Origin of the sequence: Streptomyces sp. NPDC048211, from assembly GCF_043202315.1 — a bacterium.
Lineage (GTDB): Bacteria > Actinomycetota > Actinomycetes > Streptomycetales > Streptomycetaceae > Streptomyces.
In genome coordinates this window covers 442,138-462,344 of the sequence record NZ_JBIDAD010000007.1, presented here as the reverse complement: position 1 = coordinate 462,344, position 20,207 = coordinate 442,138, and the positions used below count along the sequence as shown (strand labels likewise).

Here is a 20,207-nt window from a genome sequence, read left to right as displayed (position 1 = left end):
AACTCGACTTCGGCGGCCACCACATCCACACCACCGACATCGAGAAGAACACCCACGACAACCCCTTCGGCGCCGTCCTCTCCTTCCGCGGCACCGTCACCGACACCACCGTCAAGCACAGCCTGAGTGCGGCGATGCCGGACCTGTCGGACCTCTTCGAGGTCGGTGACTCCTCGAAGTTCGCCGTCGGCCAGTGGTGGGCCGTGGAGATCAACGCCCTGGCGGGGACGTACGAGAAGGAGATCCAGCGCCTCGTCCAGGTCACCGGCGTCGTCGACGCGACGCACATCCGGGTCAACTACCAGATCGGCTGGGACCTCGCGGCCGGGCGCACGCTGACCTGGACCCGGGTCGAGCCCGTCGACCGAGCCCATGTGCGCAACATGGTCTTCGAGGGCTGGGGCGAGGACGAGATGACCGGCTCGCACCCGGTCGCCTACGAGTACGCCGTGCGCTGCGACGTCTCGGGCATCGAGGCGGTCGGCACCTTCTGGCCGGTGGTGATGCGCCGCTGGTGCACGTACTACCGCACCGAGCAGTGCTCGCTCACCAACCCGAAGTCCGTCACCTACGGCGGCGCGGGCTACCTCACCCAGCAGATCTACTGCCTGTACGGGCACGTGGAGGACTGTCACACCTCCAACGCCCGTCACCTCAACGACTTCACGGCCTCGGCCTACTGCTACGTCACCAACTGCCACGGCGACGGTGACGACGAGGGCCCGTTCGTGACCCACGGCCAGTTCGAGCACGACCTCGTCTACACCGGCAACTCCGGCCTGATGACGTTCGCCAACTCAGGAGCGGCCTGGGGCGGCAGGGCCAAGCGGATCACCGTACGGCGGCACGCCTGTTCGTGGTTCGTCGCCCGCGTCAAGATCACCGATCTGACGCTGGAGGACGTCCTGGTCATCGGGAAGCCGTCCCTGGCCGGTTCCGGAATGCTCTGGGTCAACGCCGACGGGGTGCAGATGCGGGGCTGCACGGCCAGCGGTCCGCTGATCGTCTCCCGGGCCTCGGACCTCTCCGCCCGTCCCAACGTCATCGCCGACTCCTCGTTCGCCTTCGCGGCGGGCGCCGAGGTCACCCAGGCCAACGTCACCGCCCCGCTCACCCTCCAGCGCACCACGCTGAAGGGCGTCGACGGCGCGGTGTTCAACGGGACCGGGCCGCTCGTCCTCGACCAGTGCACGCTGACCGGCTCCAAGGACACCGCCCCCGTCTCGCTCGCCCACGCCGACATCGGCGTCCTCGGCGGCGAACTGCGCGACACCGGACTCAAACTGACCTCGGCCAAGGACCAGCGGCTGCGCGTCGACGGCACGCGGCTGTCCGGCACCAACAAGGACGGCGCCCTGCTCGCCCGTACCGGCTCGGGCCGGACCGTCGACTGGCAGCTCAGCGGCCTCGACTCGACCGCACCCCAGGGCACCGCCCATGTGCTGGTCACCGAGGGCACCAACCGCTACCGCGCCACCGGCTCCACCTTCACCGGCGGCCGGCTCGAACTGCGGCCGGCGGCGTTCGGCGGCGGCAGCCACCTGCTGCACACCGGCTGCGTCGAGGACGGCACCGAGCGCACCGCGCTGCCGGACGAGGGCGGCCGCGTCGCCCACACCGCGGCCACGCTCCGCTTCTGACCACCCTCCCCTCAAGCACCAGGGATTCCCCGTGTCCACGCATACCCCGATCACCGGCCGGCCCGTCCGGGTCGCCCTCGTCGGCGCCGGCAACCGCGGTCTGACGTACGCCGAGTGGATCAAGGCGCACCCCGAACGCGCCGAACTCGTCGCCGTCGCCGATCCGCGTCCCGCGGCGCGGGCCGCGGCCGGGGCGCCCGTCGGGTTCGACGACTGGCGGCCGCTCGTCGAGAACCGGATCGCGGACGCCGTGATCGTCGCCACCCAGGACCGCTTCCACGTGGAGCCGGTGCTGGCTCTGGCCGAGGCCGGCTACGCGATCCTCGCCGAGAAGCCCCTCGCCCCGACCGAGGAGGAGACCCGCCGGATCGTCGAAGGGGTGGAGCGGGCCGGGGTGCTGTTCGCGGTGTGCCACGTCATGCGGTACACCCCGTACACCGACCTGGTGAAGGAGGTCGTCGACTCCGGTGTGCTCGGGCAGCTGGTCTCGATCGACCATCTGGAACCGGTCGGCTGGTGGCACTACGCCCACAGCTACGTACGCGGTCCGTGGCGCAGCGAGAAGGACTCCTCCCCGATGCTGCTCGCCAAGTCCTGTCACGACCTGGACTGGATCACGTACATCATGGGCGGCCGGATCGAGCAGGTCACCGGCTTCGGCGGGCTGAAGCACTTCCGGCCCGAGAACGCACCGGCCGGCTCGGCCGACCGGTGCCTCGACTGTGCGGTCGAGCACGACTGCCCGTACAGCGCGCTGAAGCTGTACATGCCGACGCTGCGCGAGAAGGGCGCCGTCTGGCCGGTCACCCATGTCACGGAGGCGACCGACGAGGCCGGTCTCGTGCAGGCGCTGCGCGAGGGCCCGTACGGGGTCTGCGCGTACCGGAGCGACAACGACGTGGTCGACCACCAGGTCCTCGCGATGCAGTTGTCGGACGGCGTGACCGCGACCTTCCAGATGGTGGCGTTCACCGAACAGACGCACCGGCAGACGCGGATCTTCGGATCGCACGGCTGGCTCGTCGGTGACGGCGAACGCGTCACCGTGCAGGACTTCCGGACCGGTGAGTCGGCCGTCCACGAACTCGGCGCCTCCGGATCGAACGCGGCCGACGGGCACGGCGGCGGGGACGCCGCCCTCGTCGAGGCGTTCGTCACCGCCGTCGCCACCGGTGACGCCGGGGCGGTCCGCTCCGGTCCCGCCACCTCGCTCGGCAGCCATCTCGCGGCCTTCGCCGCCGAGCGCGCCCGGCACACCGGCACCGTCCAGACGGTCCCGGCGCAGTGACTCCCCCTCTTCCCACCCTCACGTCCTCGGAGGACCCCCTCATGTCCCGTCTTCTCACCCGCCGTTCCAGAGTCCGCGCGCTGGCCGCCCCCGTCGTGGCGACCGCGCTCGCCGCCGGTGTGCTGGCCGGCTGTTCCGGCAGCGGCGACGACGGCAACACCGTCACCATGTGGACCTACCCGGTCATCTTCGACGAGGCCAAGAACAAGGCGTACTGGGACGGCCTGATCAAGGCCTTCGAGAAGGAGCACTCCGGCGTCACGGTGAAGGTCGAGACCTTCCCGTGGGCCAACCGCGACACCGCGCTGGCCACCGCGATCGCCTCCGGCAAGGGCCCGGACGCGGTCTACCTGATCCCCGACCAGCTGCCGAAGTACGCCAAGAACATCGTCCCGGCCGACGACTACATGCCGGCCGACGCCAAGTCCGACTACACGGACTTCGCGCTGAAGTCCGTCACCGTCGACGGGAAGGCGCTCGCCACCCCGGTCCTGACCAGCGCCAACCCGCTGATCTGCGACAAGCGCGTGTTCGCCGCCATCGGGGAGAAGAACTACCCGGCGAGCTGGGCGGACCTGGAGGCGCTGGCCCCGAAGCTGAAGAAGAAGGGCTACTACGCCACCAGCTACAGCGGCGACACCCAGCAGACGCTGAACATGACGTTCTACCCGCTGCTGTGGCAGGCCGGCGGGGACGTCTTCTCCGAGGACGGCAAGAACGTCACCTTCAACGACGCGGCCGGCGTCAAGGCGCTGACGTACCTGAAGAAGCTGGTCGACGGCGGCTACACCGACAAGGACCTGGTCACGACCACGCCCAAGCTGGAGCAGACGCCGACCGCCAAGGGCAAGGTGGCCTGCACCTGGCAGAACACCCCGGCGGACGTCGAACCCTTCTGGGGCAAGGAGAACATCGTCGTCCAGCCCCCGCTGAAGGAGACCGCGTCGGTCGGCTACGGCACCGTGGGCGCGCTGTCGATGCTCAAGGGCGCCGACAAGAAGAACACCGGCGACTGGCTGAACTTCGTCGCCGAGTCGAAGAACACGGCCGGTCTGCAGAAGGCCGCGGGCTTCTTCCCCGCCCGCAAGTCCGGCGGCGATCTGTACCCGGACGACGCGCTCCAGACCGCCGTCGGCGCCACGCTGCCGAGCATGGACGTGGGCCCGCTCCAGGACAAGGCGCGTGAGGTCCAGGGCATGCTCGCGCCGGAGATCCAGGCCGCGCTGCTCGGCAAGAAGAGCCCGCAGGACGCGCTGGACGCCGCGCAGAAGGCCTCGCAGGCGATGCTCGGCCGCTGATCCACGGTCGCGGGGCCGGCCTCCGGCCCCGCGACCCCACGGGGGCCTACACCCCCCGACCCCCCGCAATTCCCCCGTACCGCAAGGAGATCCCCGTGGCAGTCGTCGCGGAACCCACCCGCCGGGGCCGTCGCAGCGGGCCGCAGGCGCGCCGCGAGGCCCGGATCGGCCTGCTCTTCGTCCTCCCGTGTTTCCTGCTGTTCCTCGCCTTCCGGTTCGGTCCGGGCGTCGCCGGTGTGCTGATGAGCTTCACCGACTACTCCCTCACCGGCGGCGGCAGCTTCATCGGGCTCGACAACTTCACCCGCCTGTGGGACGACCCGCTGTTCTGGCAGGCGCTGAAGGTCACCGTCCTCTACACCGTCCTCGCCGTGCCCGGCACGCTCATCGCGTCGGTGTCCCTGGCACTGATCACCCGGCGCGCGTTCCGCGGCGCGAAGTTCTTCCGTTCGGTGTTCTTCCTGCCGGTCGTCACCTCGCTGGTGCTGGCCGCGACCGTCTTCGTGTGGATCTTCTCGACCGGCGGCCCGTGGTCCACCCTGATGGGCTGGTTCGGGATGTCCGAGGGCTCCTGGCTCTCCGACGACGTGCTGGTGCTGCCCGCGCTCGCGATCGTCGGCGTCTGGTCCCGCTTCGGGTACGGGATGCTGATCCTGCTCGCCCGGATGCAGGACATCCCGCGCGAGCTGGAGGAGGCCGCCCTCACCGACGGGGCCGGCCCCTGGCAGCGGTTCCGGTACATCGTGCTGCCGCAGCTCAAGCCCGCTCTCTTCTTCCTCGCGGTGATCGAGACGACGGCCTCGTTTCAGGTCTTCGACGCCGTCTACACGATGACGGGCGGCGGTCCCGCCAACGCCAGCTACACGCTCGTCTTCCAGCTCTACGACGCGGGCTTCAAGTACTTCGACCTGGGTTACGCCTCCGCCATCGGCGTCGCGCTCTTCGTGCTGACCGTGGTGGTCGCGGTGATCCAGCGGCTCGTGATCGGGAAGGACCAGTGACCATGACCGCAGCACCCGCAGAGACGAAGGCCCCGCCCGCCGCCCCGGCCCCCGCGCCCCCGGACCGGGCCGCACGCCGGGCCGAGCGCAGGCTGCGCAAGCTCTCCGAGCAGGACACCGTCCCGTACGGCATGCGCCCCACCCGGACCGGCCGCATCGCGCGCGGTGTGCTGCTGACGGTGGCCGCGCTCGTGACGGTCTTCCCGTTCTACGCGATGGTCGTGCTCTCCCTGAAGCCGTCCGCGGCGGTCGACTTCCCCGGCAGCCTGCTGCCGTGGCCGCTGACCGGCGAGGCGTACGACACCGTCATGGGCGCCCAGGACGTGCCGCGCTGGCTGCTGAACACCCTGGTCTACTCGGTGGTCTCCGTCGTCGGCGTGCTGCTGCTCGCCTCGCTCGCCGGGTACGCCTTCGCCAAGAAGCGTTTCCCGGGCCGGGAGACGATGTTCTGGTCGTTCCTGTCGATGGTGATGGTCCCGTACCACGTCACGATGATCCCGACGTTCGCGATGATCGCGAAGCTGGGCGGCGTCGACACGTACTGGGGACTCATCGTGCCGACCCTGGCCAACGCCCAGGCGGTGTTCCTGATGCGGCAGTTCATCCAGGGGCTGCCGGACGAGCTCTTCGAGGCGGCCCGGCTCGACGGCTGCAACGAGTGGCAGATCTTCTACCGGATCGTGCTGCCGCTGCTGAAGCCGATCCTCGCCACACTCGGCGTCTTCGTCTTCCTGTGGCACTGGAACGACTTCCTGTGGCCGCTGGTCATCGGCCAGTCCACCGACATGCGCACCCTCACCGTCGGCATCGCCTCGCTCCAGCAGCAGAACGTGCCGCTCAATGTGGTGCTCTCCGGCTCCGTCATCGCGTTCGTGCCCATCTTCGCCGCGTACATGGTGGGCCAGCGCTACTTCACCGAGGGCGTCACCGCGTCCGGAATCAAGGGATAGCCACACATGTTCACCGATGAGGCCGCACTCGAAGAGCGGCTCGCCACCCCCTCTCCCGCGCTCGTCGCCGACCTCGCCGCACTCGAAGGCGATCTGCTGGTCCTCGGCGCCGGCGGCAAGATGGGCCCCAGCCTGTGCCGGCTGGCACGCCGCGCACTGGACGCCGCCGGGCGTACGGACGTGACCGTGTACGCGGTCTCCCGCTGGTCCGACAAGGCAGCGGCCGAGGAGCTGGAGGCCGCCGGGGTCCGTACCGTCGCCTTCGACCTGATGGACCCGGCCGCCGATCTGGCCGGACTCCCCGACGCCGGGAACGTCGTCTTCATGGTCGGCGCCAAGTTCGGTTCCGCCGGGGCGCCTTCGCACGCCTGGGCGGTGAACGCCGCCATGCCGGACCGGGTGGCCCGGCGCTGGTCCGGTGCGCGCATCGCCGCGTTCTCCACCGGGAACGTCTACCCGCTGGTGCCGGTCTCCTCCGGCGGCTGCACCGAGACCGACCCGGTCGGCCCGGTCGGCGAGTACGCCATGTCATGCCTCGGCCGCGAGCGGATCTTCGGCCACGCGGCGCTGACCCGGGGCACCAGGGTCGCCAACATCCGCCTCAACTACGCGGTCGACCTGCGCTACGGCGTCCTCGCGGACATCGCGTACCGCGTGCAGGCCGGGGAGCCGGTCGATGTGACGACCGGTCATGCCAACGTGGTGTGGCAGGGGTACGCCAACGAGGTAGCGCTGCGCTCGCTGCCGCACGCCACCGACGGCGAGGGGTTCACCCTCAACCTCACCGGCCCGGAGACCGCTTCGGTGCGCCGCCTCGCGCAGTGGTTCGGCGAGGAGTTCGGCACGGAGCCGGTCCTCGCCGGCCAGGAGGCGCCCACCGCGCTGCTCTCCGACGCGAGCCGCTGCCATGCTCTCTTCGGCTACCCGGACGTCGCTCTGCGCACCCTCGTCGAGTGGCAGGCCGACTGGCTGCGCCGCGGGCTGCCGCTGTCCGGCAAGCCCACCAAGTTCCAGGTACGCGACGGAAGGTTCTGATCCACCCCATGTCCACTCCCTCCCTCCTGTCCACGCCCGCGCTTGAGCTGCTCGCCCGCGGCGCGGCGATCCCCGCCCATCCGCTCGCGCTGCACGCGGACGGCACGTTCGATGAGCGCCGGCAGCGGGCGCTGACCCGGTACTACCTGGCCTCGGGCGCGGGCGGCGCCGCGGTCGCCGTGCACACCACGCAGTTCGAGATCCGTGATCGGGAGGTGGGCCTGTTCCGCCCCGTGCTGGAGCTCGCCGCCGAGACGATCGACGCCGAGGCCGGCCGCCCGTTCGTGAAGGTCGCCGGCGCCTGCGGCTACACGGCCCAGGCCGTCGCCGAGGCCGAGACCGCCGCCGAGCTCGGCTACGACGCGGTGCTGCTCAGCCCGGCCGTTCCCGGAGCGGACGAGAAGGGGCTGCTGGAGCGGGCGCGGGCGGTCGGCGAGGTGCTGCCGGTGATCGGCTTCTACCTTCAGGAGGCCGTCGGCGGACGCTACTTGTCGCCCGCGTTCTGGTCGGCCTTCACCGATCTCCCGCACACGGTCGCGGTGAAGATCGCCCCCTTCGACCGCTACCGCACCGCCGATGTCGTACGGGCGGTGGCCGCCGCGGACCGGGCCGACGAGGTGGCGCTGTACACCGGCAACGACGACGACATCATCGGCGATCTGCTCACCCCCTACGAGACGGCCGCCGGCACCCCGCGCTGGTTCGCGGGCGGACTGCTCGGCCAGTGGGCGGTGTGGACGAGCTCGGCGGTGACCCTGCTCGACGACGTCCGCCGGGCCCGCGCCGGGGACCAGGAGGCGATGGTCCGCTGCCTGGGCCGCCGCTCCGAACTCACCGACGCCAACAGCGCGGTCTTCGACGTACGGGGCGCCTTCCGCGGCTGCATCGCCGGAGTGCACGAAGTGCTGCGCCGCCAGGGCCTGCTGGCGAACATCCGCTGCCTGGACCCGGCCGAGACGCTCTCCCCCGGACAGGCCGAGGAGATCACCCGGGTGGCCGCGGCCTACCCTTGGCTGACCGATGACGCCTTCGTTGCGGAGCACCTCGATGCCTGGCTCGCCTGAACCCGCCGACCGCCTCTCACGGGTCGTCGTCGCCGTACCGCCGGGCCTGCGGGCCCAGTTCTTCACCGCCGAGGTGTGGCAGGAACTGGAGCGGGCGGCCGAACTCATCGTGATCGACGACCACTCCGACCGGGCGGCGGTCGCGGCCGCACTGCCCGGCGCCCGCGCGCTGATCACCTCGTGGCGGGCCCCCAAGGTGGACGCGGAACTGCTGGCGCACGCGGACCGGCTGGAGCTGGTGGCGCACACCGGTTCGGCGGTCGCGCCCTATGTCACCGAGGAAGTGTTCCGGCGCTCCATCCTGGTGACCCAGGCCGGCGACGAGATGGCCCGCCCGGTCGCCGAGGTGGCACTCGCCTTCACGCTCTCGCTGCTCCACCGCATCCACCGCTTCGACCACGCCCTGCGCGGCGGGCTGGAGTGGGCGGCGGCGAGCGGGGCCCCGCCGCGCCACGAGATCCACGGCAGCGAGATCGGCGTGATCGGTGCCTCCCGCACCGGGCGTGCCTACATCAAGCTGGTGCAGGCGATGGGGGCGCGGGTGAGCGTCACCGACCCGTTCCTGTCCGCGGAGCAGGCCCAGGAGCTGGGCGTGACGTCCGTACCCCTGGAGACGCTGCTCTCGCGCAGCCGGATCGTGGCCGTGCACGCCCCGGTCACCGAGGAGACCCACCACATGATCGGCGCAGATCAACTGGCGCTGATGCCGGACGGCGCCGGCCTGGTGAACACCGCCCGGTCGTGGCTCGTCGACGAGGAGGCGCTCCTCGCCGAACTGACCGCGGGCCGTCTGGACGCGGCGATCGACGTCTTCGACGCGGAGCCGCTGCCCGTGGACCACCCCTTCCGGGCGCTGCCGAACGTGCTGCTCACCCCGCATCAGGCGGCGGGCACGGTCGAGTGCAGGCAGCGGCTGGGCACGAGCGCCGTGAACGAGGTGCTGCGGCTGATCGCCGGACGCCCGCCGGTCCACGCGGTCACCGCCGCCGCGCTCGTCCGGCTGCGCTGATCCCTTTCCCCACTCCCCCGTCACGTCAGGAGATCCACCACCATGCGACTGATGCGCATCGGCGAGCCGGGCCATGAGCGCCCGGTCGCCGTCTGCCCCGAGGGCCGCCACTACGACCTGTCCGGCGTCACGGACGACATCGACGGCACCTTCCTCGCCGCGCTGGCCGACAAGCCGCACCTGATCCCCGCCGAACCGAAGCTCCCGGAGACCGACATCACCGGACAGCGCATCGGCGCCCCCGTGGCCCGGCCGTCCGCGCTGCTGTGCATCGGGCAGAACTACGCGGCCCACGCCGCCGAGTCCGGCTCCGAACCGCCGGAGCAGCCGATCCTCTTCTACAAGTCACCGAACACGGTGGTCGGTCCCTACGACGACGTCCTCATCCCGCGCGGCTCCAAGAAGACCGACTGGGAGGTGGAGCTCGCCGTCGTGATCGGCCGCCGCGCCTCCTACCTGGACTCCCCCGCCGACGCCGCGGCCCACATCGCGGGCTACGCGGTCAGCAACGACGTCTCCGAGCGCGCCTTCCAGTTGGAGGAGTCGGGCGGCCAGTGGTCCAAGGGCAAGAGCTGCGCCACCTTCAACCCGCTGGGCCCGGTGCTGGTGACGGCCGACGAGGTGGGCGATCCGCAGCAGCTGCGACTGCGCAGCTTCGTCAACGGCGAACCCCGGCAGGACTCCTCCACCGCGGACATGATCTTCAGCGTGGCGCACCTGGTGCACCACCTCTCGCAGTACCTCGTGCTGGAGCCCGGAGACATCGTCAACACCGGTACGCCGCAGGGCGTGGCCCTGTCCGGACGCTTCCCGTACCTGGCCGAGGGCGACGTGATGGAGGTCGAGATCTCGGGCCTGGGCCGGCAGCGCAGCGTCTGCCGGCCCGCGTAGCCGGAGCCTGAGGGGCCTCAGTCCTCCGGGAGTTCGACCGGGGCGATCTCGTCGAAGACGTCGCCGGGGCCGGGGTTGGTGCCGTCGGTCGCACCGCCGAACTGGGTCATCACACCCCAGACGGCGTTCAGTGCGGTCTGCACGGCCCCCTCGGCCCAGCCGGCCGTCCAGGAGATGTCGTCACCGGCGAGGAACAGTCCCCGCTTGTCGGCGGGCAGCCGGTCCTGCATGAAGTGGGTGAACAGCCGCCGCTGGTAGCGGTAGTGGCCGGGCAGGTTGGCCTTGAACGCGCCCATGAACCAGGGCTCGTTCTCCCAGGAGACGGTCACCGGGTTGCCGGTGATGTGCTTGCGGATGTCCACGTTCGGATAGATCTCGCCGAGCGACTTCAGCATGACGTCCATGCGCTCGGTGGCGGAGAGCGGCAGCCACTTCAGACTGTCGTCGCACCAGGTGTAGGAGAGGCAGATGCTGGCCGGCTTGTCCGGGCCGTCGTCGAGGAGATACGTGCCGCGCGTCATCCGGTCGGTGAGCGTCATCGACATGGTGTCGTGCCCGGTGACCTCGTCCTTGTCCAGCCAGAACGGCCGGTCGACAGGGACGAACAGCTTGGACGACTCCATGTAGTGGGTGCGCTCCATCGCCGTCCAGTGGTCGATCGGGAAGAGCGCGTCGTCGCAGGCGATCTTGGAGAGCAGCAGCCAGGACTGTCCCGTGAAGACGGCCGCCCGGAAGGTGCGGATGTCGCCCGTGGCGTCGGTGACCGTGATCCGGTTGCCGGCGGTGCGGTTGAGCCGCGTCACCGCGGGGCGCGGCTCGCCGTCGTGCAGCGAGGCCAGCGAGGTTCCGAGCGGCCAGTGGACGATCTTCTGCGGCTCGCGTTCCCACAGGCGCAGCGGGAGCTGCTGACTGCCGCCGACGATGGAGCGGTGATGGTCGTCCGCCTCGGTGTAGACGACGCGGAGGATCTCCAGGATGGAGTTGGGGAAGTCGGTGTCCCAGCCGCCGGTACCGAACCCGACCTGGCCGAAGATCTCGCGGTGGCGGAAGGACTTGAAGGCGTCGGAGTCGCAGAGGAATCCGTAGAAGGTCTGGTTGTCGAGCTTCTCGACGAGCCGGGCCCAGATCTCCCGGATCCGCGGTACGTCGCGCTCGCGCATCGCCCGGTTCATGTCCGAGAAGTCCGCGCCCTCCTCCAGGCAGGCGTTCCAGGCGTCCATCACATCGCGGTAGACCTGCGGGAGGTCGTCGATGGTCCTGGCGTAGTGCGACTCGCCCTTCAGGTCGACGACGGTCGACGGGGTGACCGGGGAGAGCGGGTTGGGGAACGGCTTCGTCTCCAGTCCCACCAGGTCGATGTAGTGCTGGAGGGCCGTCGAGGACGGCGGGAAGCGCATCGCGCCCATCTCGGCGGTGAGGGGTCCGCCGTCCGTCGTGCAGCCGTCGAACTCGACGGTGCGCAGCCGGCCGCCGATGCGGTCCGCCTCGTAGACGACGGGCTTGAGCCCCATCTTCATCAGCTCGTAGGCGGTGACGATGCCGGAGAGCCCGCCGCCGATGACGGCCACCTCGCTGCCGTGCTCGGTCGCCGGTATCTGTCCGAGTCCGGCGGGGTGCGCGAGGAAGTCGTCGTACGCGTAGGGGAAGTCCGGCCCGAACATGGTGATCGGCGGGGCGGCGTCGGTGTGCGGGACGGCCGGGGGCACCGTGGACGTCATGGGGTACGGACTCCTTGCGGGAAACGGGCGGGGTGAGGGCGGGGCGGCGGTCTCAGACGAGGGAGCCGTACAGAGCGGGGCGGCGGTCGCGCAGATACGGGTTGCCCGCCCGGGACGCGGTCAGCAGTCCGGGGTCGACGTCGCCGATGACGAGTTCCTCGCCGCGTCCGGCGCGGGTGCGGACCGTGCCGTCGGGTCCGGCGAGAGCGCTCAGCCCGACGAATTCGAAGGGGCCTTCGGTGCCGGTCCGGTTGGCGTAGGCGACGTACAGCTGGTTCTCGAAGGCGCGGACCGGGACGACGGACTCCGCGACGAACGGGAAGGGGTGCATGAGTGCGGTCGGCACCAGCAGCAGATCGGTTCCGGCCAGGGCGTGCGCCCGCACGTTCTCCGGGAACTCGACGTCGTAGCAGATCAGGAGGCCGACGCGGACGCCTTCGAGCTCGGCCTGGACGACCGGTCGCTCGCCGGGGGTGAACCACCGCTCCTCGAAGTCGCCGAAGAGGTGGGTCTTGCGGTAGTTGGCGAGCGCGGCCCCCTCGGGGCCGATGAGCTGCGCGGCGTTGTACAGGGTCTCGCCGTCACGCTCCGGGTAGCCGTAGTGGACGGCGATCCCGTGGCGTGCGGCGATCTCGGCGACGGCCCGGGCCGACGGCCCGTCGGCTGCTTCGGCCAGCCGGGGCACGTCGTCGCCGATCGCGTACCCGGTGAGGAACATCTCGGGGCAGACCAGCAGCCGGGCGCCGTCGGCGGCGGCCCGCCGCGCGGTGTCGTCGAGCAGGCCGAGGTTGCCTGCCACCGAGCCCGGGGTTCCGGAGCTCTGGAGCAGGGCGGTGCGCAACGGCGGCATGGCTGACCTCGGACGATGGGGTGGGCGGGGACGTATAGACGGTACGTTCCGCGATTCGCCCCGGACAAGGCGCGAGCGTTGCGCACCGACCGTCGATCCGTTGCGCGGGATCGACGGGGTGCGGCGATTCATTGCGCGAGGCCGCGTAAGGGCTGTCCCGCCCGTACGGCGTCCGAGGACGGACGAGCCGGCGGAACACCTGGCCGGCGCGCCACCACCGCCCGGCGAACCTGCCCCGCTGCTCGGACGGCCGCACCGCCGGGGTCTGCCGTTCGGATCAGGCCGGACCCCGCGGGCGCGTCATGATCGGAACGAGAGGCCCTCGGGGGGCGACGGGGCAGCCCTCAGCCCGGCGATCCCGACGAGTACCGCCGCAACAGCGGCGAGAGCACCAGCACGGACTTCGTCCGTTCGACGTACGGCTCCCCCGCGATCCGCTCCAGCACCTGCTCGAAGTGGCGCATGTCCGCCGCGAACACCTGGACGAGCGCGTCCGCGTCCCCCGTCACCGTGGACGCCGAGGCGACCTCCGGATACCGGGCGAGCCCCTGCTTGATGGACTCGGGTGAGGTGTTGCGGCTGCAGTAGATCTCGATGTACCCCTCGGTCTCCCAGCCGAGCGCCGCCGGATCCACCCGGACGGTGAACCCCGTGATCGCCCCCTCGGCGCGCAGCCGGTCCACCCGGCGTTTCACCGCGGGTGCGGACAGCCCGATGATCGAGCCGATATCGGCGTAGGAGCGGCGGGCATCTTCGGCGAGGGCGTGGACGATGCGTTCGTCGAGGTCGTTCAGTCGCACGTCGTACGGGTCACTTCTCTGCGATGGCGAGGGCCCTGGTCGGGGCGGGGCACGGCTGCTGCCGGGAGCGGCCGTGCCGCCCCCGGAAGTAGACCATGGGCCCGCCCCGCAGGGCGCGCTCAGCGCAGGTGGCGCCGGGTCGGACGAGGATCGGTGAGGTGTCAGAAGGGGAACTGCGAACGTCCGTGCTGCACGGAGATCCACTTCTGGGTGGTGAAGGCCTCCAGCATCGAGTCGCCGTTCAGCCGTCCCAGCCCGGAGTTCTTCTCGCCGCCGAAGGGCACGATGGGCTCGTCGTGGACCGTGCCGTCGTTGATGTGGATCATGCCGGTGCGGATGCGCTGCCCGACCCGCACGCCGCGCTCGATGTTGCCGGTGTGCACGGCCCCGCTCAGCCCGTACGGGGTGTCGTTGGCGATCCGGACCGCCTCGTCCTCGCCGTCGAACGGCACGAGGAGGGCGACCGGGCCGAAGATCTCCTGGTGCAGCACCGGGGATCCGGCCGGCAGCCCGGTGAGCACGGAGGGGCTGACCACGTTCCCGTCGGCCCGTCCGTGCAGCAGCGCCGTGGCGCCGTCCGCGACGGTCTGGTCGACGAGCGCGGCGACGGCCTCGGCCTGCGTCGAGTTGATCAGCGGGCCGATCTGGGTCGCCGGGTCGGCCGGGTCGCCGACCCGCAGCGAGGCGACCTTCGCGACGAACTTCTCGGTGAACTCCTGCTCCACCGCCCGGTCGACGAGGATCCGGTTGGCGGCCATGCAGACCTGCCCCTGGTGCACGTACCGGCTGAACACCGCCGCGTCGACGGCGTAGTCCACGTCGGCGTCGTCGAGCACGATCAGCGCGCTGTTGCCGCCGAGTTCGAGCACGGAGCGCTTGAGGTTCGCCGCGCACACCGTCGCGACGTGCCGGCCGACCTTGTCGGAGCCGGTGAAGGAGATGACCTGCGGTATGGGGTGCTCCAGCAGCGCGTCCCCGATCTCCGCGATGTCGGTGACGACGACGTTGAGCAGACCGGCCGGCAGTCCGGCGTCCTCGAACACCTTGGCCACCAGGGTGCCGCCGCAGACCGGGGTGTTCTGGTGCGGCTTGAGAACCACGGCGTTGCCCAGCGCCAGGGCCGGAGCCACGGACTTCAGGGACAGCAGGAAGGGGAAGTTGAAGGGGCTGATGACCCCGACCACACCGACCGGCACCCGGTAGACCCGGTTCTCCTTGCCCGGGGTCGGCGAGGGCAGGATCTGCCCGGTGGAACGCAGCGCGAGCTGGATCGCCTCGCGCAGGAACTCCTTGGCCAGGTGCAGTTCGAAGGCCGCCTTCAGCCGGGTGCCTCCCAGCTCGGCGACGATCGCGTCACCGATCTCCGCCTCGCGCTCCTCGACGACGCGCAGGGCCTTCTCCAGCACCGCGCGCCGGGCGTACGGGTTGGTGTCCGCCCACGCCTGCTGAGCGGTCTCGGCGGCGCGGTAGGCCTGGTCCACCTCGTCGGCCGTGGCGACCGTGATGGAGGCCAGCTGCTCCCCGTCGAACGGGTTGAAGTCGATGATGTCCCAGGCCCCCTTGCCCGGCCTCCACTCTCCGTCGATGTACTGATGGGCCAGGTCAGTGAAGAAGGACATGAGATCCCTTACCGCAGAGTGGCGGGCAGCTGAGTGGGATTCATATTACTTATTTTCCAACAGAGTTGGTATGGAGCCCGGCCCGCCCCAAGCACCGTTTCCGGCCATGCACCGGGCCCCGGATGCCCGGAAAACACCGGTGCCCCTCCCGGCGTGAACAGCCGGAAGGGGCACGGTCGATGCGAGCGGGCGGGCTCAGCCCCAGCTGGCGTGCAGCGGCTTGCCCTCCGCGTAGCCGGCGGCGCTCTGCACACCGACGACCGCCTTCTCGGCGAACTCCGCGAGGGAGCCGGCACCCGCGTAGGTGCAGGAGGAACGGACGCCCGCGATGATCGAGTCGACCAGGTCCTCGACGCCCGGGCGGGACGGGTCCAGGAACATCCGCGAGGTGGAGATGCCCTCCTCGAAGAGCGCCTTGCGGGCCCGGTCGTACGCCGACTCGTCGGACGTACGGTTCTTCACCGCGCGCGCCGACGCCATACCGAAGGACTCCTTGTAGAAGCGTCCGTCGGCGGACTGCTGGAGGTCACCGGGGGACTCGTGCGTCCCGGCGAACCAGGAACCGATCATCACGTTGGAGGCCCCGGCGGCGAGTGCCATGGCCACGTCGCGCGGGTGACGGACGCCGCCGTCGGCCCAGACGTGCTTGCCGTACTTCTTCGCCTCGGCTGCGCACTCCAGCACGGCGGAGAACTGCGGCCGGCCCACACCGGTCATCATCCGGGTGGTGCACATGGCGCCGGGTCCGACACCGACCTTGATGATGTCGGCGCCGGCCTCGATGAGGTCGCGCACGCCCTCGGCGGCGACGATGTTGCCGGCCACGATCGGCACCTGCGGGTCCAGCGCCCGGACGGCGCGCACCGCGTTGATCATGGACTCCTGGTGGCCGTGCGCGGTGTCGACGACGAGGGTGTCGGCGCCGGCGTCGAGGAGCTGCTTGGCCTTGCCCGCCACGTCGCCGTTGATCCCGACAGCGGCCGCGATCCGCAGCCGGCCCGCCCCGTCGGTGGCGGGCGTGTAGAGAGTGGCGCGCAGTGCGGCCTTACGGGTGAGGATGCCGACGAGCCGGCCGTCCGCGTCCACCGCGGGGGCGAGCTTGCGGTTGGCGCCGTCGAGCTTGTTGAAGGCGTCGCGAGGGTCGATGTCCGCGTCGAGCAGCACCAGGTCCTTCGACATGACCTCGGACAGCTGGGTGAAGCGGTCGACACCGGTCAGGTCGTGATCGGTGACCACGCCGACGGGGCGCCCCTCGCCGTCGACGACGACTCCGGCCCCGTGGGCGCGCTTGGGCAGCAGCGACAGCGCGTCGGCGACGGTCTGGCCGGGGGCCAGCACGATGGGGGTGTCAAGCACCAGGTGGCGCGTTTTCACCCAGCTGATGACCTCGGTGACGACCTCGATCGGAATGTCCTGCGGGATGACGACGAGCCCACCGCGACGGGCGATGGTTTCGGCCATCCGGCGGCCCGCGATTGCCGTCATGTTCGCGACGACGAGCGGGATGGTGGTGCCGGTGCCATCGGGCGAGGACAGGTCGACGCCCTGACGGGATCCGACCGCTGACCTGCCCGGAACCATGAAGACGTCGTCGTACGTGAGGTCGTACGGGACGGAGGGGGACTCTGTGTATCGACCGGTGCCGGGCTCAAGAAAACGCATAACACTCATTTTTTCATACGAAATGACGCAGGTCGCTTCCACGAAGACACAGCAAACGACTCCCGCCTTCGTATGTTCCTCCAAGGAACAGGATCGGGAGTCCCGGGCAAGTGGAACCTGCCTTGCCCACAGACCCTACCCGAGGGACCGGCGAGTCATTCGTGATCATCTTCCCTGGACCTGGTGACTGGGGGTCAGGTAGCTTCAAACGCGCAGGTCCCGCGGGTGACCCAACGCCCCGGAGTATCAGGCGGAGCGGTCACAACTCCCGCCACGCACACGAGCGGAGAGGATCACTACCCACCCGTGGAGAGCGAACTGCCGGACATCTACTGCCCGTTCCCCCAGCGAACGAATCCGCACGTCGCGCACGTGAGGGGGCACCTCGACAGCTGGACCCGCAACACGGGTCTGGTGCACCGGGATTCAGCCAGGGATCGCTTCGAGCAGGCAGACTTCGGGGCCTTCGTCGGCATGGTCTACCCGACCGCCGACAGCGGGAACCTGGAGCTCGTCGCCGACTGGTTCGTCTGGCTGTTTCTCGTCGACGACCAGCTGGACGACGGGCATCTGGGCCGCAGCCCGGACCGCGTACGGGACGTCGTCGCGCTGATGCAGTCCGTGGTCGAGGGCGCCGGCACCGGCACCCTGGCGAACGAGCGGCTGCCGGCCGCGGTCGTCGCCCTCACGGACCTGTGGGAACGCACCACACCGGCCGCCGCCGCGCACTGGCGGCGGCGCTTCGCCTGGCACCTGATCGCCTATCTCACGACGACCACCACCTGGGAGGCCGGGAACCGCGCGGACGGCGTGGTCCCGTCCGAGGCGACGTACATCAGGAAACGCCGCCACACGGGCGCGATACACGTGTGCATGGACCTGATAGAGATCGTGGCCGGCATCGAGGCGCCCGAATCCATCCACAACGACGCGCGCTTCATCACCGCCCTCGAAGCCTCGTGCAACGTCGTGTGCTGGGCCAACGACGTCTACTCGTACGAGAAGGAACAGGTGCTCGGCGAGATCCACAACCTCGTCCACCTCGTCCGCCACCACCGCGGTTTCGGCAAGCAGCAGGCGCTGGAACACGTCTGCGCGGAGATCGCCACGGAGACCGGGCGCTTCCTGGCCGCGGAGGCCGAGCTGCTGGCGGCCTATCCGCAGCTCGCCCCGATGCTGGAGCCGTACCTGGACGGGATGCGGAGCTGGATGCGCGGGAACCTCGACTGGTCCCGGCAGACTCCGCGCTACAACCCGGCCGACGTCAGCCAGTACAAGGAACCGGAGCAGTATCTGGAGGCGACGGTCCTGGGCGTCCGGCCGGACTGACCGGAACGCGGAGCGGACGGAAGGGGGCGGGCGGTGTGCTCACCGCCCGCCCCCTTCCGTCCGCCGTTCAGGCTCACTCCCCGTCCGGGTCGGCCCGCTCCAGTGCCGGCCGGCGCGGCGCGGCCGACTCGGTCAGCAGGTAGTCCGCCGCCGCGGTGTCCGTCACCAGGCTGGTGACGAGCCCGGACCGCAGCACCGCTCCGATCGCCGCCGCCTTGCGCTGGCCGCCTGCGATCGCCACCACCTCGGGGATCCGGCGCAGCCGGTCCGCCTCGACCGTGATGCAGCGCTCGCCGAGGTCGCGCCCCACCCGCCGGCCGTCCGCGTCGAAGAGGTGCGCCGACATCTCGGCGGCCACGCCCAGCGAGGCGTAGTGCTCGCGCTCCGAGTCCGAGAGCATGTCGTGGACCGTGGAGATCCCGGGCTCCCAGGAGCCGATGGAGACGGCCGCGACCGTCACCTTGTCGAAGTACTCGAAGGCGCGCGCGATGCCCGTCTGGTGGCGCAGCGCGGCGGCCGTCGCCGGGTCGGGCAGCAGCATCGGCGCGTAGATCGGGTGGGCCTCGCCGCCGGACACCTGGGCGGCCCGCCGGACCGCCTCGACCGAGCCGCGCTCAGCCGTTCCCGCGTCGTAGACCCCGGTGAGCTGCACGACCGTGCAGGGCGGGAGCCGGTCGAGCGCCGCCGCCATGTGGATCGTGGAGCGCCCCCAGGCGAGCCCGAGGACATCGCCCTCGTTCACCAGTTCGCCGAGCAGGTCGGCCGCCACCTCGCCCAGGTTCTCCGGGTCGGCTGCGTCGTCCTGCTCCTCCGCCGGGGATTCGACCACGACCGCGTGGCGCAGCCCGTAGCGGGCGCGGAGCGCGTCGGAGCGCTCGGCGTCCAGTTCCGCGGGGACCCGGATCTCGATGCGTACGAGGTCACGCTCCAGGGCAGTCTCCAGGACCCGGGCCACCTTGAAGCGGCTGACGCCGAACTCCTCGGCGATCTGGATCTTGGATTTGCCCTCGAGGTAGAAGCGGCGGGCCATGGCCGCCGCCTGCACCAGCTCCGCGGGCCCCATCCGCAGGGCGGACCGGCCCGCCGACATTGCAGACACCGCGTTCTCCTCACTGCTGTTCACGCTCTCGATACGCCGTTCATCCTGTCAGATGCGGCGATCCTTGATCGGTCCCGTCGGACCGCGTTCATCTGCGTTTGGCCCGGCCGTCGCGCAATCGGGGGCCGGAGCGGGTGCCCCCGCCGTGACCGGCGTCAGTGGCCGCACGCCCACCCCGCCGAGGCGATGGCGCCGTCGGCTTTGGCGCGCAGGGCCCGGACGGCTTCGGCCGGGTCCTTGGCGCCGTACACGGCGGAACCGGCGACGAAGACGTCCGCGCCCGCCTCCGCGCATCGCTCGATCGTGGACTCCGAGACGCCGCCGTCGACCTGGAGCCACAGTTCGAGTCCGTGCCGGGAAATCAGCTCACGGGTGCGGCGGATCTTCGGCAGCATGATGTCCAGGAAGGACTGGCCCCCGAAGCCCGGCTCCACGGTCATGATGAGCAGCATGTCGAGCTCGGGGAGCAGGTCCTCGTACGGCTCGATGGGCGTCGCGGGCTTCAGCGCCATGGAGGCGCGCGCACCCTTGGCCCGGATCTCCCGCGCGAGCCGGACCGGGGCCGCCGCGGCCTCCGCGTGGAAGGTGACGGAGCCCGCCCCCGCTTCGACGTACTGCGGAGCCCAGCGGTCGGCGTCCTCGATCATCAGATGGCAGTCCAGCGGCGTGCTGGTGGCCCTGCTGAGCGATTCCACGATCGGGACGCCGAGCGTCAGATTGGGCACGAAGTGATTGTCCATGACATCGACATGGAGCCAGTCGGCACCTTCGACGGCCTGCGCCTCCTCGGCGAGACGTGCGAAGTCGGCGGAGAGAATACTCGGGTTGATCTGGGCCATGGGGCCAAGCCTGCCATGTCCTGGGTCACTTCCCCGCTTCGGTGCGCTCCAAAGCCTCACGGGATCATTACAGTTCGCACATTCCGGCCCTTTTCGCCCCGGCCGGGTGGTCCGG

General features: G+C 70.5%; 17 protein-coding genes. 10 read left to right on the top strand and 7 right to left on the bottom strand.

What is annotated here, in order from left to right:
- From ACGFZA_RS26830 to ACGFZA_RS26790, 9 genes are all read left to right on the top strand, one after another.
- A partial coding sequence (locus tag ACGFZA_RS26830) for a peptidase C14 (RefSeq protein ID WP_393682380.1) occupies positions 1-1,640 on the top strand: 1,640 nt, incomplete at its 5' end.
- A 31-nt stretch (positions 1,641-1,671) separates the two neighbouring features.
- Complete coding sequence (locus tag ACGFZA_RS26825) at positions 1,672-2,928, top strand: Gfo/Idh/MocA family protein (protein ID WP_393682378.1); 1,257 nt, start codon at positions 1,672-1,674, stop codon at positions 2,926-2,928.
- A gap of 41 nt (positions 2,929-2,969) precedes the next feature.
- On the top strand, positions 2,970-4,226 hold the full coding sequence (locus ACGFZA_RS26820) for an ABC transporter substrate-binding protein (RefSeq protein WP_393682375.1): 1,257 nt from the start codon (positions 2,970-2,972) through the stop codon (positions 4,224-4,226).
- A gap of 95 nt (positions 4,227-4,321) precedes the next feature.
- A complete protein-coding gene (locus tag ACGFZA_RS26815) occupies positions 4,322-5,227 on the top strand; it encodes a sugar ABC transporter permease (protein WP_326668918.1) in 906 nt (301 codons plus the stop codon).
- A gap of 2 nt (positions 5,228-5,229) precedes the next feature.
- Positions 5,230-6,177 (top strand): carbohydrate ABC transporter permease, encoded by a 948-nt coding sequence (locus ACGFZA_RS26810; RefSeq protein WP_393682372.1) that lies wholly within the window; start codon positions 5,230-5,232, stop codon positions 6,175-6,177.
- A gap of 6 nt (positions 6,178-6,183) precedes the next feature.
- Positions 6,184-7,212 (top strand): NAD-dependent epimerase/dehydratase family protein, encoded by a 1,029-nt coding sequence (locus tag ACGFZA_RS26805; RefSeq protein WP_385288210.1) that lies wholly within the window; start codon positions 6,184-6,186, stop codon positions 7,210-7,212.
- 8 nt (positions 7,213-7,220) lie between these two features.
- Positions 7,221-8,276: a dihydrodipicolinate synthase family protein gene (locus ACGFZA_RS26800; RefSeq protein WP_393682370.1), complete on the top strand. Its 1,056-nt coding sequence runs from the start codon at positions 7,221-7,223 to the stop codon at positions 8,274-8,276.
- Positions 8,260-9,285, top strand: a complete 1,026-nt coding sequence (locus ACGFZA_RS26795) for a hydroxyacid dehydrogenase (protein ID WP_393682368.1) — start codon at positions 8,260-8,262, stop codon at positions 9,283-9,285. Before ACGFZA_RS26800 ends, ACGFZA_RS26795 begins: the two co-directional genes overlap by 17 nt.
- 42 nt (positions 9,286-9,327) lie before the next feature.
- Positions 9,328-10,176, top strand: a complete 849-nt coding sequence (locus ACGFZA_RS26790) for a fumarylacetoacetate hydrolase family protein (protein ID WP_393682366.1) — start codon at positions 9,328-9,330, stop codon at positions 10,174-10,176.
- 17 nt (positions 10,177-10,193) lie between these two features.
- Here ACGFZA_RS26790 and ACGFZA_RS26785 read toward each other — a convergent pair whose 3' ends face one another.
- The 5 genes from ACGFZA_RS26785 to ACGFZA_RS26765 form a co-directional block, all read right to left on the bottom strand.
- On the bottom strand, positions 10,194-11,894 hold the full coding sequence (locus tag ACGFZA_RS26785) for a flavin monoamine oxidase family protein (RefSeq protein ID WP_385288202.1): 1,701 nt from the start codon (positions 11,892-11,894) through the stop codon (positions 10,194-10,196).
- Positions 11,895-11,946: 52 nt separating this feature from the next.
- Positions 11,947-12,744 carry a carbon-nitrogen hydrolase family protein gene (locus ACGFZA_RS26780; RefSeq protein WP_393682363.1) on the bottom strand — a complete coding sequence of 266 codons (798 nt, stop codon included), beginning with the start codon at positions 12,742-12,744 and terminating at the stop codon, positions 11,947-11,949.
- A 344-nt stretch (positions 12,745-13,088) separates the two neighbouring features.
- A complete protein-coding gene (locus ACGFZA_RS26775) occupies positions 13,089-13,544 on the bottom strand; it encodes an Lrp/AsnC family transcriptional regulator (RefSeq protein WP_018103925.1) in 456 nt (151 codons plus the stop codon).
- A gap of 161 nt (positions 13,545-13,705) precedes the next feature.
- Positions 13,706-15,163: an aldehyde dehydrogenase family protein gene (locus ACGFZA_RS26770; protein ID WP_393682361.1), complete on the bottom strand. Its 1,458-nt coding sequence runs from the start codon at positions 15,161-15,163 to the stop codon at positions 13,706-13,708.
- Positions 15,164-15,358: 195 nt separating this feature from the next.
- On the bottom strand, positions 15,359-16,825 hold the full coding sequence (locus ACGFZA_RS26765) for a GuaB1 family IMP dehydrogenase-related protein (RefSeq protein WP_385288195.1): 1,467 nt from the start codon (positions 16,823-16,825) through the stop codon (positions 15,359-15,361).
- A 306-nt stretch (positions 16,826-17,131) separates the two neighbouring features.
- Between ACGFZA_RS26765 and ACGFZA_RS26760 the strand changes: the two genes are divergently transcribed.
- Positions 17,132-18,154 carry a terpene cyclase gene (locus ACGFZA_RS26760; RefSeq protein WP_385288193.1) on the top strand — a complete coding sequence of 341 codons (1,023 nt, stop codon included), beginning with the start codon at positions 17,132-17,134 and terminating at the stop codon, positions 18,152-18,154.
- A gap of 73 nt (positions 18,155-18,227) precedes the next feature.
- On the opposite strand, the gene ACGFZA_RS26755 is transcribed toward ACGFZA_RS26760, so the two are convergent.
- Entirely contained in the window at positions 18,228-19,244 is a 1,017-nt protein-coding gene (locus ACGFZA_RS26755) for a sugar-binding transcriptional regulator (RefSeq protein WP_385288223.1), read from the bottom strand.
- 164 nt (positions 19,245-19,408) lie between these two features.
- The gene (gene rpe / locus ACGFZA_RS26750; RefSeq protein WP_385288190.1) at positions 19,409-20,092 is read right to left on the bottom strand and encodes a ribulose-phosphate 3-epimerase; all 684 of its coding nucleotides are present in this window, start codon (positions 20,090-20,092) and stop codon (positions 19,409-19,411) included.
- Between the last annotated feature and the right edge of the window lie 115 nt (positions 20,093-20,207).